The 16,544-nt window shown below is 43.8% G+C and carries 15 protein-coding genes and 1 pseudogene; 13 read left to right on the forward strand and 3 right to left on the reverse strand.

Features of this window, described 5'->3' with window-relative positions; genetic code table 11:
- The 6 genes from VIN08_RS26250 to VIN08_RS26275 all read left to right on the forward strand — a co-directional run.
- On the forward strand, positions 1-412 hold a 412-nt coding region (locus VIN08_RS26250; protein WP_414693316.1), incomplete at its 5' end, for an ABC transporter ATP-binding protein.
- Positions 413-419: 7 nt separating this feature from the next.
- On the forward strand, positions 420-1,730 hold the full coding sequence (gene sufD, locus VIN08_RS26255; RefSeq protein ID WP_331972089.1) for a Fe-S cluster assembly protein SufD: 1,311 nt from the start codon (positions 420-422) through the stop codon (positions 1,728-1,730).
- A gap of 2 nt (positions 1,731-1,732) precedes the next feature.
- Positions 1,733-2,980, forward strand: coding sequence for a cysteine desulfurase (locus VIN08_RS26260; RefSeq protein ID WP_331972092.1), 1,248 nt, complete (start codon positions 1,733-1,735; stop codon positions 2,978-2,980).
- 3 nt (positions 2,981-2,983) lie between these two features.
- Positions 2,984-3,418 (forward strand): SufE family protein, encoded by a 435-nt coding sequence (locus tag VIN08_RS26265; protein WP_331972095.1) that lies wholly within the window; start codon positions 2,984-2,986, stop codon positions 3,416-3,418.
- Positions 3,415-3,762, forward strand: a complete 348-nt coding sequence (locus VIN08_RS26270) for an SUF system Fe-S cluster assembly protein (protein ID WP_331972098.1) — start codon at positions 3,415-3,417, stop codon at positions 3,760-3,762. The genes VIN08_RS26265 and VIN08_RS26270 overlap by 4 nt, the downstream gene beginning before the upstream one ends.
- Before the next feature lie 38 nt (positions 3,763-3,800).
- On the forward strand, positions 3,801-4,220 hold the full coding sequence (locus tag VIN08_RS26275; RefSeq protein ID WP_331972101.1) for a BrxA/BrxB family bacilliredoxin: 420 nt from the start codon (positions 3,801-3,803) through the stop codon (positions 4,218-4,220).
- 76 nt (positions 4,221-4,296) lie between these two features.
- Here VIN08_RS26275 and VIN08_RS26280 read toward each other — a convergent pair whose 3' ends face one another.
- From VIN08_RS26280 to VIN08_RS26290, 3 genes are read right to left on the reverse strand one after another with little or no spacing between them, the layout of a single operon-like run.
- Positions 4,297-5,883, reverse strand: a complete 1,587-nt coding sequence (locus tag VIN08_RS26280; protein ID WP_331972104.1) for a Na+/H+ antiporter — start codon at positions 5,881-5,883, stop codon at positions 4,297-4,299.
- Positions 5,884-5,914: 31 nt separating this feature from the next.
- The gene (locus tag VIN08_RS26285) at positions 5,915-6,835 is read right to left on the reverse strand and encodes an NAD-dependent epimerase/dehydratase (protein WP_331972106.1); all 921 of its coding nucleotides are present in this window, start codon (positions 6,833-6,835) and stop codon (positions 5,915-5,917) included.
- A gap of 13 nt (positions 6,836-6,848) precedes the next feature.
- Positions 6,849-7,505: a phosphoadenylyl-sulfate reductase gene (locus tag VIN08_RS26290; protein ID WP_331972109.1), complete on the reverse strand. Its 657-nt coding sequence runs from the start codon at positions 7,503-7,505 to the stop codon at positions 6,849-6,851.
- A 122-nt stretch (positions 7,506-7,627) separates the two neighbouring features.
- Here VIN08_RS26290 and VIN08_RS26295 point away from each other — a divergent pair, with 122 nt between their 5' ends.
- The 7 genes and pseudogenes from VIN08_RS26295 to lhgO all read left to right on the forward strand — a co-directional run bounded on the left by VIN08_RS26295 (position 7,628) and on the right by lhgO (position 16,426).
- A complete protein-coding gene (locus VIN08_RS26295) occupies positions 7,628-9,775 on the forward strand; it encodes a gliding motility-associated C-terminal domain-containing protein (RefSeq protein WP_331972112.1) in 2,148 nt (715 codons plus the stop codon).
- A 4-nt stretch (positions 9,776-9,779) separates the two neighbouring features.
- Entirely contained in the window at positions 9,780-10,700 is a 921-nt protein-coding gene (locus VIN08_RS26300; RefSeq protein WP_331972114.1) for a type IX secretion system membrane protein PorP/SprF, read from the forward strand.
- 71 nt (positions 10,701-10,771) lie between these two features.
- The gene (locus tag VIN08_RS26305) at positions 10,772-11,182 is read left to right on the forward strand and encodes a 6-carboxytetrahydropterin synthase (RefSeq protein WP_331972117.1); all 411 of its coding nucleotides are present in this window, start codon (positions 10,772-10,774) and stop codon (positions 11,180-11,182) included.
- The gene (folE, locus tag VIN08_RS26310; protein WP_331972120.1) at positions 11,142-11,825 is read left to right on the forward strand and encodes a GTP cyclohydrolase I FolE; all 684 of its coding nucleotides are present in this window, start codon (positions 11,142-11,144) and stop codon (positions 11,823-11,825) included. Before VIN08_RS26305 ends, folE begins: the two co-directional genes overlap by 41 nt.
- A 116-nt stretch (positions 11,826-11,941) precedes the next feature.
- Complete coding sequence (locus VIN08_RS26315; protein WP_331972123.1) at positions 11,942-12,451, forward strand: MarR family winged helix-turn-helix transcriptional regulator; 510 nt, start codon at positions 11,942-11,944, stop codon at positions 12,449-12,451.
- A gap of 41 nt (positions 12,452-12,492) precedes the next feature.
- A pseudogene (locus VIN08_RS26320) lies at positions 12,493-14,739 on the forward strand (aconitate hydratase); the annotation flags it as partial.
- A gap of 484 nt (positions 14,740-15,223) precedes the next feature.
- A complete protein-coding gene (lhgO, locus tag VIN08_RS26325) occupies positions 15,224-16,426 on the forward strand; it encodes an L-2-hydroxyglutarate oxidase (RefSeq protein WP_331972125.1) in 1,203 nt (400 codons plus the stop codon).
- Positions 16,427-16,544: the final 118 nt, after the last annotated feature.

Consider the following 16,544-nt stretch of genomic DNA (forward strand, 5'->3'; position numbering starts at 1 on the left):
GGATGCTGTTTCGTTTCTCGGTCTCATGAAAGAGAAAATGAAACTCGTAGAGATCGATCAGTCATTATTGAATCGTTCACTCAACGAAGGGTTCTCCGGTGGTGAGAAGAAACGTAACGAGATCTTCCAGATGGCAATGCTCGAACCAAAGCTGGCTATACTGGATGAGACAGATTCTGGTCTTGACATTGATGCATTGAAGATCGTTTCTAACGGTGTGAATAAACTTCGTAATAAGTCGAACGCAGTAATTGTAGTAACTCACTATCAGCGCTTGCTGGATTATATAGTGCCTGACTTTGTACACGTGTTATATAAAGGAAAGATTGTGAAGTCTGGCACAAAAGAACTGGCTCTTGAACTGGAAGCCAAAGGATATGACTGGATTAAAGATGAAGTTTCTGTCGCTTAATGTGTAGATGATGAGTGTTGCAGCAACAGAAAAGAATATAACAACCGAGGTAGCGTCAGAGATCGAAAAGAGTCTGGCAGGCGCTGCCGGTCAGATGCTAAAGAAAGAAGCACTTGACTCCTTCCGTACACTTGGATTCCCTGCTAACAAAGCAGAAGAGTATAAATTTACTCCTATAACACGAGCGCTTGAAAGGAACTTCAATCTCTCGCTGAAGAATCCTGTATCCGGGAAATTGGATATAGCATCATACAAAATACAAGGGCTTGATGCTCATGTACTGGTATTCATCAACGGTGTTTTCTCCAAAGAAGCATCTTCTATACAAGCCGGTAATTTTACAATCCTCTCCTTACAGGAAGCATTACTGACGGGCAACAGTATAGTTGAAAAACATCTTGGTAACTATGCCGACTTTAAAGCCGATGCATTGGTTGCTTGGAATACGGCCTCATTCAGCGATGGTGTCTTCATTCACGTTCCCGATAAAATAGTAGCCGATAAACCTGTTATACTATATCACATTCACGATGCACAGGAAGGACAGGTTATATCGCTTAACCGTAACCTGATCGTAGTTGGAAAAAGCAGTGAACTAACTGTGATGGAGAAGTTCGATTCCAAGGGCACGTCTGCTAATTTTTCCAATGCTGTCACTGAAGCGGTAGTTTCCGAAAATGCCGGTCTGGAATTATACTCCATTCAGAATGATCCGGGTGCGCGTTACCAGTTCGGATTAACGCAAATTCATCAGTCAAACTTCAGTCGTGTAAATACCTATACATTTACATTGAACGGAAAACTGATCCGTAACAATTTACAATTTACACTGGATGGTGAAGGTATCGAATCGCACATGTATGGTTTATACCTGCTGGCGAATGATACCCTGGCGGATAACCATACCGTTGTGGATCATAAAAAACCTAACTCCTTCAGTAACGAGCTCTACAAAGGTATTATGGGCGACAGTTCTAAAGGTGTATTCAACGGTAAGATTTATGTTCGCCCGAATGCACAAAAGACCAATGCATTTCAGGCGAACCGAAATATACTTCTCACCGACAAGGCAACGGTTAACACCAAGCCTCAGTTGGAGATTTGGGCTGATGATGTGAAATGTTCACACGGTTGTACTACCGGACAACTCGATGAAGAAGCACTCTTTTATTTACAGGCACGTGGTATAGCGAAAGATACGGCACAGGCAATGATGCTTTATGCATTTGCCGGTGAGGTGCTGGACAATGTGAAGAATCCGGTAATTAAAGAATATCTCGATAACGTAATCAGCGAAAGATTACACAAAGATTTTTGAGTATGACTTCCTCTCCTGCTGCTATAGATCGGAAACTGGATATCGATGCTATTCGGAAAGAGTTTCCGGTGTTGCATCAACAAGTGAATGGCCGCGACCTGGTATATCTTGATAATGCGGCTACATCGCAAAAGCCTTTGAAGGTAATTAATGCATTGGTTGATTACTATCAGGGATATAACGCAAACATTCATCGCGGCATCCATACACTGGCTGAGCGCGCAACAAAAGCGTATGAAGAAACCCGCCATACAGCGAAGCGTTTCATCAATGCTAAGTCCGAGCAGGAGATCATCTTTACCCGAGGTGTAACAGAAAGTATAAACCTGGTAGCTGCTTCTTATGGCCGGGCGTTTATAAAAGAAGGAGACGAGATCATTGTATCAGAACTCGAACATCACTCGAACATCGTTCCCTGGCAACTGGTATGCGAAGAGAAAAAGGCTACGCTGAAAACTATACCCGTTTCTCCGCAAGGTGAACTTGACTTAGACACTTTCACAAAACTGCTTTCATCAAAAACCAAAATTGTAGCGGTTAATCATGCGTCCAATAGTCTTGGAACCATCAACCCGATTAAAGAGATTATAGCACTGGCACATAGTGTCGGAGCCGTTGTGTTGATTGATGGAGCACAATCAGGAGCGCATATTGAAATAGATGTGCAGGATCTCGATTGTGATTTCTATTGTCTTTCATCACACAAAATGTATGGACCTACCGGCACCGGTATACTATACGGAAAAAAAGATCTGCTCGAAAAAATGCCTCCTTATCAAGGTGGTGGAGAGATGATCAAAGAAGTTACGTTTGCTAAAACAACGTATAATGATCTCCCTTACAAATTCGAAGCAGGTACACCTAACATTGCCGATGTTGTGGCCTTCCGGTATGCGATGGATTTTATCCAGGAGCTTGGAAGAGATGCCATGGCGGCACATGAGCATGACCTGCTCACCTATGCCACTGAACGCGTTTCAAAACTAAAGGGTGTAAACCTGGTAGGTACTGCCAAAAATAAAGTAAGCGTTCTTTCCTTTACAGTAGAAGGTATACATCATTTTGATATAGGTCAGATGCTGGATGCACGCGGTATAGCTGTTCGCACCGGTCACCACTGCACACAACCTCTCATGACTTGCTATGGTATTGAAGGAACTGTACGGGCATCTTTTGCCGTTTATAATACAAGAAAAGAGATTGATCATCTCGTGGAAAGCCTCGAGCGGATCATTAACTTCATGAAGTAACAGATGACGGTTGACCAGATACAGGAAGAGATAATCAGTGAATTTTCGCTGCTGGATGGAGACATGGAGATGACGGTCTTCTATATTATGGAGTTAGGCCAGAAGCTCCCCGAAATGCCAGCCGCTGAAATAACAGAAGACAATGTTGTGAAAGGATGCCAGTCGAAAGTATGGCTGTCCGGAAAAATAGAAGATGGCAAAGTATACTTCACTGCCGATAGTAACACAGCCATCACCAAAGGACTGGTGAGCTTACTGGTGAGAATCTTTAATGGCCAAACACCTGATACTATTCTACATGCTGACCTGTATTTTATGAACAGGATCGGCATGGAACGATTCATCGGCACACAACGTTCGAATGGTTTTGCGGCCATGATCAAACAGATGAAACTATATGCGCTCGCTTTTAAAACCAAAATGGAAGTGAAATCATGAGTGAGCAAGTGGAAAATATACAGGTATCAGAAACTTCAATACCCGAACTGCGGGACAAGGTGATACAAGCCATCAAAACGGTTTACGATCCGGAGATTCCAGTGGATGTCTACGAGCTGGGCCTCATCTACGAGATCAATGTATACCCGATCAATAATATTTATGTACAAATGACGCTCACTTCTCCTTCATGCCCATCGGCTGAGGTAATTCCCGGAGAAGTAGAGCAAAAAATTAAAGCCATCGAAGGTGTCAACGATGTGAAAGTTGAAATTACCTTTGACCCACCATACTCGCAGGACATGATGAGCGAGGCTGCGAAACTTGAACTAGGATTTCTATAATTTGTTATAATACTATCAGCTTTAACTGACAATAAACTATGTATCCCGAACAATTAGTAGCACCCATGCGCACCGATCTGACAAGCGCAGGTTTTGCTGAACTAAAAACACCTGAAGAGGTGGATAGCTACCTGAAAAACCAAAAAGGAACAACCTTGCTGGTAATCAATTCTGTATGTGGCTGTGCAGCAGGTGCTGCCAGACCCGGAGTGAAGTGGGCTTTACAATCTTCATCTAAAAAGCCGAGCAACCTGGCTACCGTATTTGCTGGTGTTGATAAAGAGGCCGTTTCGAAAGCAAGAGAATATACGCTTCCTTATCCTCCATCATCCCCTTCCATTGCACTTTTCAAAGATGGTGAATTGGTACACTTTGTCGAGCGCCACCACATTGAAGGCAGAAATGCCCAGATGATCGGCCAACACTTAGTAGAAGTGTTCGATGAATTTTGCGAATAAGCTATAGATATAGCTGTATATAAAAGAAGCGGGCAATACCCGCTTCTTTGTTTTTATACCTTTTTTACCTGAAAATCTAAGCTGCAGTTTGCTGATCCAGCATAAGCCTGGTTTCTTCAAGATCGAGTTCGTACTCTATTCTTCGAAGGGCTTCATCTCCAATCTTCCCCTCTCTTCTCATCTGCAAAAGATCTTTCCTTTCCTTGTTGAGCAATTCCTGTTGAAGTCTGTGAAACTCATGTATCTCTGCTTCATTCAGTTTTTTCTCTGATTGATCTTTCCGCAGCCGTTGAATACGGATTTCATATTTTGTTTTGATCTGGTTGAGCACCTCATCACTCAACGACAAAGAGTAATTCTCTTCGATATGCTCAATAACAGAAGATGCAATTAATAGTCTTGCTTTCTGTTCTTCTTCCTGGTCTTTTCCATCTGCCTGCAAACCAAACCAATTGATCATCGGCCGCAGAGTAAGTCCTTGTAATACAAGTGTTGAAAAGATAACACAGAAGGTCAGAAAGATAATAAGATTCCTGTGAGGGAAAGGTTCTGTTCCTCTGCCGGTAAGAGGCAGTGCTAATGCAGCAGCCAAGGATACAACGCCACGCATACCCGACCATGCTACAATGGTAGTCAGTTTAAGATTTACTTCAGGCTCACGCTTACGAATCTTTTTACTGATCCGAGGTATATACGTGCCGGGATATACCCAGATGATGCGGCCGACAATTACTGCTATACTTATAATGATTGCATACTTCCAAGCCCAAAAAGAATTGTCTCCTAAATTTCGAATGATCTCCGGAAGCTGTAACCCGATAAGAATAAAGATGACTCCATTCAAAATGAACAACACCGTATTCCACGAGCCATACGCCTGAAGTCTGGTTTGCTGTGAGAACACCTCGCTGGAATTCCAACTCACATATAAACCGGAAGCGACTACAGCCAATACCCCGGAAATATGTATGGACTCCGCACCCAGGTAAGCTACAAAGGGTGCCAGAAAAGTAAGGGTTGTATCAGTAGTCGGGTTGTCGGGAGTAAATTTATGTATCCACTTGAATATCCATCCCACTAGAAGTCCCAATACAATTCCACCAAGTGCTACAACAAAGAATTGCACACTGGCATCCCACACACTAAATACTCCGGTGGTTACTGCTACAACGGCATATCTATACGCAATCAAACCAGTTGCATCATTCACCAGGCTCTCTCCTTCTAATATAGTGATAACACGCTTGGGTACACTCAAGCCCTTGATGGCGGCTGCCGCAGCGACAGCATCTGGCGGAGAAATGATTGCACCCAATACAAAAGCTTCTGCCCAATTAAAACCTGGTATAACCATATGCGCCACCCAGGCAACCGCGCAGGTAGTAAAGATCACACACCCTGTAGCGAGTAGAATGATGGGACGCTTGGCTGCTTTAAAATCCGGCCACGAAGTATTCCAGGCCGAAGCATAAAGCACAGGGGGAAGAAAGACAAGAAAGACAATATCAGGATCGAGCGAGATGGAAGGCAAGCCCGGTATCATCCCGATCAGGATACCCGCCACTACCAATAATATAGGATACGGTATCTTGATCCGGTCAGTCACCTCCGCCAGGGCAGTGACTACGGCAAGCAATACAATAACGGTAGCAATATTTTGCATGCAGTGGGATTAACAAAAAGCAGAGTTAAAGTTAATAACTGAACCTGGTCAGAAACTCTTCCAGTTCTTCTTTCAGTGGCTGGTCGTTCACCACGCCTAAAAGCTTATTTACTTCCGGGTTTACTTTTACATTCAGCTCGTGTAAACGAAGATGCTGGTTAATAAAAATAAACTCGAGCGGTGGAATAAGCTCCTTCAACGCATCCAATATATCAATTACTTTCAAATTGCGTTCAACAAGGTTGTATGTTCCGTTGCCTAGTTGGGCAGTGAGAAGGTTGGCCAATGCTCGGGCCGCCCTATCCACATGAATGAATGTTCGGGATTGTTTGCCATCGCCCTGTATAGTGATGAGCTTGGAAAAATTGGCTTCGAAGGCAAACTTGTTGATAACGGCATCAAAACGCATACTCCGGCTATAGCCGTATACATTTCCGCAGCGCATAATATAGGTATCAATTTTTCCAGCCAGCCTGCGAACGTGTTCTTCTCCTCTTAATTTAGAGATAGCATATAACGTCTGTGGATCCGGAGCCGTGTTTTCATCAGCCGCTTCTTTGGAAGAACCATATACTCCCGTGCTGCTGGTATAGATAAAGCGCTTTACATTACTTTCTTCAACAGCATAAACCAGTTCGGCTGTGCCCCAGTGATTTACCTGTTCGTATGAATGCGCATCGGCATTGGCAAAAGGAGTCGTTACTTTGGCCGCCAGGTGATATACTACATCTATACCCTTCAGTACTTTTCGAAGGGCGCGCGAATCCAGCAACTCACCTTTTACGAACGTGATCTTGGTATAATTCTGCAACCGCAGTCCCAGAAACATATTGTAGTTGGGCCTACTCAGATTATCGTATACTATTACTTGCTCTACTTCTGGTTTTGCTATTAACGCACTGATCAGCTCAGTGCCTATATATCCGGCACCTCCGGTAACTAATACTTTCATCTTTGAATTAATACTACTTGTTGATCAAATCCGTATGCAGGCCGCATTCTACCTTGTTCATACCGAACCAGCGAGCTTCACGCTCCTGCATTTCAGGGTCTAATTTACGGGTACACGGCTCACAACCTATACTGATATATCCTTTTTCTTCCAATGGATGTTTGGGAAGATTGTATTCCTTTTGATACTGCCAGATCATCTTGGCGTTCCAGTCGAGCATCGGGTGAAAGCGCGTACATCCATGCTTGGCTGGCTGCTCTACTTTCATCGCGGCACGCACAGCACTTTGATCGGCACGCACACCGTTGATCCATACATCATGCGAAAGCAGGATGGCATCCGTTGGTTGGGTCTTGTTGAGATAGCAGCAATGATCCGGATCGGAAGTAAAGAGCAAACGTCCATCGGCATCGCGCTGCATAAACTTGGGCACATCGGACTTGAGATCAATGATATTCAATCCGAATTGCTCACCGATGTAGTCTCTGAACTGCACCGTCTCCGGAAAATGATACCCGGTGTTGATGAAGTATATCGGTATAGACTTATCGATCCTGCTCAGGATATGGAGCAGCACCAGGCTATGCGACTGAAACGATGAAGTTGTAAAAAGTTTCTTGCCATCAGCCTTATATTCTTCCAGTTTAGCTTTAATCTCCTCGAATTTCACTGCAACTTATCGGTTAAGTAAAACAATCTAACTACTTAATAATCAAAATAACACAGAAAGAATAGTAAATCATTACTTTATAGGATATATTCGGTTAACCTTAATCCTAAAACCTTTCTACCTTGAGCCCTAAATATCGCGTTCTTTTAGCAGTATTGCTCACACTGCTGGCGATTTGTAGCCAGGCCGTGTTTGGGCAAACCAAAATTGTTCAGAAAATAGTTCACATTAACCAGCAAACGGTTAATGTTTCCCTCGACAAGCTTACACCTAAAGATTGTCAGGCAGGAGCCGGCAGCATCACTATTACTGTAACCGGTGGATCAGGTAAGTATACTTACAACTGGTCGGGCCCCGCAGGCTTTACCTCAAACCTTGAAGACCTCACCAACCTTAACTCCGGCACCTATACCCTTCAACTGAAAGATGGTGGCGATTGTATATATACCCGGTCATGGGAAGTACAATCAACCTGTGCGGCCACTTGCCAGTTGCTGGACATTGCCACTGTAACACAATCCAAAACCTGTAGCTCCAGCGATGGATCTATAAAAGTTACTATCAACGGAGGCTCCGGATCTTACTCCTATCTCTGGTATAATAAGAACTTCAACATCGTCGGTAATACAAAAGACCTGGCGGGTGTTGCTCCAGGCACTTATTACCTGGAAGTTACTGACCTCAAGAACACGGGTTGCACTACCATGTTCTACTATTACATTGAATCGGCACTGAAAGTAAGTTATACTTCAACCAGTAACAGCAAATGTGCTTCTCCTTTTACTGGGGGTATCTCGGCTATCGTTACGGGTGGTTCCGGTAATTATTCATACCAATGGCAATACCCGGATGGCACGAAAGTGACCAATACCGCAGCTTCGATCACCGGTTTACGAGGCGGCAATTATATACTGACTGTCAAGGATAAAACTCAGGACTGCACGGTTGATCAGTATATTTACCTATCCAACACATCGGCCGCCACATTGGCTATAGCGGAGAAGATTACTCCTTCAACACATTGTGCTCCAGGCAACGGAAGTATTGATATTACCGTAAGCAATGGTTCCGGTAATTATACCTATACCTGGTATAATCAGTCGACTGGCACATTTGCCAGCAGTACAGAAGATATTACCAATGTTACCGCCTCTACCTACAGTGCCTATGTGCTGGACAATACTTCGGGATGCTCGGCAAACAAGCAGTTTGTTGTTGCCGACAGAACACAGGTACCTTCATTTACTTTCACCAAAACCGATAACACGTTGTGCTCCACTCCTTTCAATGGCGCTATTGATCTTAATCCCGGAGCAAGCAACGACTACACCATACGCTGGAGTAATGGTGTAACCACAGAAGATATAGCAGGGCTGTCACCTGGTAATTACGGAGTATCCGTAACCGATAAAAGTACCGGATGCGTAGCCACTATTGATGCTTCGGGCAATCAGGCAATTATCATTGCGGATAAATCAGAGCAACCTTTATCAGTTACTATTGATGCTACTACGAATAACACACATTGTATAGCTCCTTCCGGATCTATTCAAACAACCATAGCATCGCCAGCCGCTCCTGTTACTATCACCTGGACTGGTCCGGATGGTTATACAGCAAACCTGGAAGACATTAATAGTTTAACCGGTGGCGATTATATACTTACTGCTTCCATACAGTGCAACACAGCTCCGGTAATAGACACGAAAGAGATCGTAATTCAAACACGATCAGCCATTGAGCTTGACCTGCTCACAATCATTACCGATCGCGATAACAACCTCGATCCATCCGGCATCACCATCATCAAGATGCCAAAGAGCGGAGCAGTGGCTTCGATCACGGCCGATTATAAGCTGAATATACAGTACAAAGAATCTTTCTCCGGCATTGATAACCTTACTATACAGGCATGCGACCTGATGAAAGCGTGTTCGGAGAATATCATTACGATCGATGTAAAGTCGTTGAGCGAGATGAATCAGAAGAGCCAGATTGTAGTATATAATGCAGTGGCTCCCAAAAGCATAGGCGACAATAGATTCATGCGCATTGAATATCTGCCGCCGGTCGATAACCGTGTTTCTATTTTTAACCGATGGGGCGATAAAGTGTTTGAAGTACAGAATTATACCAATGATCTTCCGGGAAAGCGCTTCGAAGGAATGAACGATCATGGTAAAGATCTGCCGAGTGGTACCTACTTCTATAAGATCGAGTTTGCTGATGCCTCCTCTCCTGTAACCGGATATCTTTCATTAAAGCAGTAAGCGCATGAAGTACCTCTACCTGACCCTGCTCCTGGGAATTTACCACAAAACTTTTTCCCAGGGAGACCCGCTCTATGCGCAATACCTCAACAATCCGCTGGTGATCAATCCTGCCTATACCGGGTTGAATAACAACTTCAATGCATCGGTATCATATCGCAAGCAATGGAGTAATTTTGATGGCAGCCCTACTACGTTTAATGTAAGCATGCATTCATCCGTGAGTCGAAACAAGATGGGACTCGGCATATTACTGGTTCAGGATAAAACCGGAGTGAACAAAAATACCGAAGCCTATACTACTTATGCTTACCGGCTTAAGTTAAATACCATGCAGCTATCCTTTGGTATACAGGCGGGCTTCATCAACTTCAGAACCAACAACGATGCACTCAATGCTTACGATCCGTCTGACCCTGCTTTTAGCAACAATCTGAATATTACCAAGCTCAGCTTCGGAGCGGGTATTATACTCAGCAGCGAACAATTCTTTGCAGGCTTGTCAGTTCCGCGCATGCTTCGCTCTACCATAGTACTATCAGACGATAACACGAACGAATCTGTAAAAGCAGAACTATACGATCAGCATTACTATGGAACCCTGTCCTATATGTTCTACCTTTCGCCTCGCGTACGCTTTAAGCCTTCATGTCTTGTAAAATATATTCCGGGTGCTCCAGTATCGGTTGACTATACGGCAGCGATCAACCTGGATCAGAAATATTCAGCGGGTCTATTTACCCGTAATGCCAACACGTTTGGTTTTTTAGTACAGCTCAGGTTTGCAAGTGCTTATCGGTTCGGATATGTATTCGAAGTACCCACAGGCAACTCTGTCGGCACACGCTTCAATACACATGAAGTTACTTTAGGATTGAACCTGGCTGTTTTTGGTTTTCAAACCACTACACTTTCTAATTTTTAGTAACCGGTAATTTTGCCGATTAAAAATTCTACACTGAACCTTTTAACCCTAAACCTGTTTACCTTTATGACATGAAGATTAAGGTATCGAGGAAGGAACATTTTAACGCAGCTCATCGACTTTTCAATTCCGAGTGGTCTTCGGAGAAAAATCAGCAAGTGTTTGGCAAGTGTAACAATCCCAATTTTCACGGGCACAACTACGAACTGATTGTAAGCGTTACAGGAGAACCTGACCCGGCTACCGGTTATGTGTATGACATGAAAGTGTTGAGTGATTTGATCAAGGAACATGTGTTGATTAAGTTCGATCACCGTAACCTGAATCTTGATCTTGACTATTTTAAAGAACTAAACCCGACTGCCGAAAATATAGCCATCGTTATCTGGAGAATACTTCGGCAACAGATTGATTCTAAGTTTGAATTGAAAATTACTTTGTATGAGACAGAAAGGAATTTCGTTGAATATCCAATCAGCTAATGATGGAGACTTTTCAGAAGACCACGTAGGTACTTCTGCCGAAACTCCTCTCCGTCCGGATGCATTCGACATGGATGATGAGGAAAAGATCGAGAAGATTGAAAATCATTTTCGCGAGATCATGACTATACTGGGTCTTGATCTTACTGACGACAGCCTCAATGGTACACCGCGCAGAGTCGCCAAGATGTATGTGAAAGAAGTATTCAGCGGTCTCAATCCAAAAAATCGTCCGCACTCTCGATTATTTGATAACAAGTATAATTATGATCAGATGCTCGTGGAGAAAGACATTACGTTTTACTCTCACTGCGAACATCATTTTGTACCTATATATGGCAAAGCCCACGTGGCTTACTTCTCCAGCGGTAAAGTAATTGGTCTCTCCAAGATCAATCGTATCGTTCAATATTTCTCCAAACGTCCTCAGGTACAGGAGCGTCTCACTGTTCAGATCGGCAAAGAAATGCAGCGCGTGCTGCAGACTGAAGATGTAGGTGTTGTGATCGATGCCAACCACATGTGCGTAGCATCTCGTGGTGTAGGCGACACAAATAGTAAAACCGGCACAGCCTATTTTTCAGGTAAGTTCAAAGACGAAAACATCAAAAGAGAGTTCCTGAATTATATAAACAGCAAATAATAGGGATAACCGGTACCGATTTCCATATAGGTGTTGTACCGGATTATTAAGGTATTCTGTCTGGCGGATTTCTTTAATGCCTACTTTGGGTGTCTAAACCCAGAAACCCCCGCTATATGTCATTAGAACAGGATATCTACCAGGAGGATTTCAGAAACGAGTTTCAGAAAGCCTTATTGAACATGGTCTTCACGAATTATCACGTGGTAGACAAGATGAACGTTGTGTTTAAGAAACACGACATCACGCGGCAGCAGTATAATGTACTGCGGATCTTAAAAGGTCAATTGCCAGGTCATGCATCGATCAATCTCATTAAAGATCGCATGCTGGATAAAATGTCGGATGCGTCCCGCATCGTTGAACGACTTCGTATTAAGGGTCTCGTTACCCGCGACTTCTGTGAAAAAGATAAGCGTAGTGTTGAAGTGAGAATCACGCAGACTGGTCTCACTATACTCGACCGTATGCAACCGGAAGTAGAAGGCTTCGAGCACATTTTACACAATCTTACTGAAGAGGAAACCCATCAGCTAAATTACCTGTTGGATAAAATAAGAGGATCAGATAAAGTAAAGCAAACGAATTCAAAGCAAACGCTAGAGGCGGAAACTTCTTCGCGATAAAAAAATTGCTACTTTAGCATCCGCTTTAAATTTAAACTCTTATGGTATTCGATTTAGAAATGATCAAGGCTCTGTATGCCAATATGCCTGCACGCATAGCCAAAGCTCGAAAAGTTGTCAATCGCCCTCTCACGTTGTCAGAAAAAATACTATACTCTCATCTCCACGAAGATCAAAAGCTGGAGAACTTTGGCCGCGGAAAGTCATATGTTGATTTTGCTCCGGACCGTGTAGCGATGCAAGATGCAACAGCACAGATGGCGCTGTTACAGTTCATGTCTGCAGGAAGACCTAAAGTAGCGGTACCTTCTACTGTACACTGCGATCACCTGATCGTAGCTAAGACGGGTGCTAAAGAAGATTTGATTAATGCTAATACAGAAAGTAAAGAAGTATTTGATTTCCTGGCCTCTGTCTCCAATAAATATGGTATTGGATTCTGGAAGCCGGGAGCTGGTATCATCCACCAGGTAGTGCTTGAGAACTACGCATTCCCTGGTGGTATGATGATCGGTACAGACTCTCACACGGTAAATGCCGGAGGCCTCGGAATGGTGGCCATCGGTGTCGGTGGAGCTGATGCCGTAGATGTTATGTCAGGCATGGCATGGGAGCTGAAGTTCCCCAAGCTGATCGGTATAAAACTTACCGGTAAACTTAATGGCTGGGCATCTGCTAAAGATGTTATTCTGAAAGTGGCGGGTATCCTTACCGTTAAAGGTGGAACCGGTGCTATAGTAGAATACTTTGGCGAAGGTGCTGAAGCATTGAGCTGTACAGGTAAAGGAACTATCTGTAACATGGGCGCTGAGATTGGAGCAACTACATCAACCTTCGGGTACGATGACTCCATGGAGCGTTACCTGATCTCTACCGGCCGTGCAGAAGTTGCTAAACTTGCCAACGGTATACGCGAGCATCTTACTGCCGATCCGGAAGTATATGCTGATCCTGAAAAATATTTTGACCAGATCGTTGAGATCAACCTGTCTGAACTTGAGCCACACCTGAATGGTCCGTTCACTCCAGACCTGGCTACTCCTATATCCAAGATAAAAGAAGAAGCGGCTAAAAATGGTTGGCCTACAACTGTTGAAGTAGGTTTGATCGGTTCATGTACAAACTCTTCGTATGAAGATATATCTCGTGCGGCAAGTCTTGCTAAACAAGTAGCGAGCAAAGGATTGAAAACAAAAGCAGAGTTTACGATCACACCTGGTTCAGAACAAGTTCGCTATACTATTGAGCGCGATGGTTTTATCGATACGTTCGATCAGATCGGTGCGAAAGTATTTGCTAATGCCTGCGGTCCCTGCATTGGTATGTGGAGCCGTGTAGGTGCTGAGAAAAAAGAAAAGAACACGATCGTTCACTCCTTCAACCGTAACTTCCAGTCACGTAACGATGGTAACCCGAATACATTTGCATTCGTGGCTTCGCCTGAATTGGTTACTGCACTCGCGATTGCCGGTGACCTGACGTTCAACCCGAACACAGATTACCTGACGAATGAACGCGGTGAGAAAGTGAAGCTTGACCCTCCTACCGGAGATGAACTTCCTGCAAAAGGATTTGACGTAAAAGATCCGGGCTTCCAGGCTCCTGCCAAAGACGGAAGCGGTGTAGTTGTAAAAGTAAATCCTGCATCGGATCGTCTGCAATTACTTGATCCATTCAAACCTTGGGAAGGTACAGATCTGAAAGGTCTGCGTCTGCTCATTAAAGCAAAAGGTAAATGTACTACCGACCATATCTCTATGGCTGGTAAATGGCTCAAGTATCGTGGTCACCTCGATAACATTTCAAACAACCTGCTGATTGGTGCTACCAACTTCTTCAACGAGAAGATCAACAGTGTTAAGAATGGTGTATCAGGTGAATACGATGAAGTACCAAAAGTACAACGTGCCTACAAAGCAGAAGGTATAGGATCGATCGTAGTAGGTGACGAAAACTATGGAGAAGGTTCATCACGCGAACATGCCGCGATGGAGCCACGTCACCTGGGAGTACGCGCTATATTGGTAAAATCATTTGCCCGTATACACGAGACCAACCTGAAGAAGCAAGGTATGTTAGCATTAACTTTTGCTAACAAGGACGACTATAACAAGATTAAGGAAGATGATTCGTTTGATATCATTGGCCTGACTTCATTCGCTCCTGAAAAACCTCTCACGCTGGTTCTTCACCACAGCGATGGTACTGAAGAAAGTATTTCTGTAAACCACACATACAATGCTAACCAGATCCAGTGGTTCAAAGCCGGGTCAGCATTGAACCTGATGGCGAAGAAATTTGCTGGCGAGAAGAAGCCCTCAGCAAAATCAGCAGCTCCTAAAGCTCCTGCTAAACCTGCCAAGACTGCTTCCGCTAAAGAAGCAGCGAAAAAACCTGCCACTAAATCTACAGCTCCTAAAAAAGCGGTAAAGAAATCTCCTGCTAAAAAAGTAGTAGCGAAGAAAGCAGCGAAAAAGGTAGTGGCTAAAAAGGCAGCTCCGAAGAAAGCAGCTAAAAAAGTAGTGGCTAAGAAAGCGGCTCCTAAAAAAGCAGCGAAGAAGCCCGTGAAAAAAGTAGTTGCTAAAAAAGCGGTAAAGAAACCTATCGCTAAAAAGGCAGCGAAGAAAGCTGTAAAAAAAGTAGCTAAGAAGAAAAGATAGTCTGCAAAAGCCCCGGTAACTCCGGGGCTTTTCTTTTTTAAGTTCGATATATACTCTTCCCCGATTATCCTCACGGAAAAACCAACAGAATACATTAGCTTCGGGCAAATTTATGTCCGTGCAATACGATGTTATAGTGATTGGTGGTGGAGCCGTAGGTTTGGCCACTGCCCTGCAACTCACCAGCCGAAATCCCCGGCTCAAAGTAATTGTTCTTGAAAAAGAGAATGCCGTTGCCAATCATCAAACCGGCAATAACAGCAATGTAATTCACTCCGGTATTTACTATAAACCCGGAAGTTTAAAAGCAAAGAACTGTATTCACGGGTATAATTTACTCCTCAACTTCTGTCGTCTGCACAATATACCACACAACATCTGTGGTAAAGTGATTGTCGCGACCGATGAAAAGGAGCTTCCCCTGCTGAAGAATATATTTGATCGCGGTCAGCAAAACGGATTACAAAATCTGAAGATGCTCAGCGCCCCCGAACTGAAAGAACACGAACCTCACGTTGCTGGTATAGCCGGTATACATGTACCTCAAACAGGCATTGTTGATTATAGAGTAGTTGCCGAAAAATATGCAGAGGTACTGCAACAGCAAGGTGGCGAAGTACATCTTGGAGAAAAAGTGATTGATATACAATTCAATACCGAGAAGGCTGTGGTGGTTACACAGAAAGCAAGCTATACCGGTAAATTGGTTGTAAACTGCGCAGGACTATATTCTGATAAGATTGCGCGCATGACATCTTCTCAGGTAAATGTAAAGATCATTCCTTTCCGTGGCGAATACTATAAACTTAAGAAAGAGAAAGAGTATCTCGTAAAGACACTGATATACCCTGTGCCTGATCCTAACTTCCCATTTCTCGGTGTACACTTCACTACGATGGTGGGTGGCGGAGTTGAATGTGGACCGAACGCTGTGTTGGCTTTTAAACGCGAAGGGTATAAAAAGAGCGACATCAATCTATCTGAACTTGGTGAGACATTGGCGTGGCCCGGCTTCCGCAAAATTGTAGCAAAATATTGGAGAACTGGTATGGGAGAAATGTATCGCTCCTATTCCAAAGCTGCCTTCACTGCAGCACTGCAAAAATTACTTCCGGAAATTAAAGAAGAAGATTTAGTAGAAGGTGGTGCAGGTGTTCGCGCCCAGGCGTGCGACAGAACGGGAGGGCTACTGGACGATTTTATGATTCTAGAAGAAAAGCAAGCGATCAATGTTTGCAACGCTCCTTCTCCGGCAGCAACTTCATCACTTTCTATTGGGGAAACTGTAGCTGAATTGGTTGAGAAGAGACTGTGATTTCGTTTCAGTTAACAGTTACTTGTTTAAGATTTTAATAACGAATATCGAACAAGGAACATCGATCAAACGAGTTATTGAAGTATAGCTTTTCACTTTCAGTTGTATTTACTCTGCC

It is taken from the genome of Ohtaekwangia sp. (assembly GCF_036568665.1).
GTDB lineage: Bacteria > Bacteroidota > Bacteroidia > Cytophagales > Cyclobacteriaceae > Ohtaekwangia.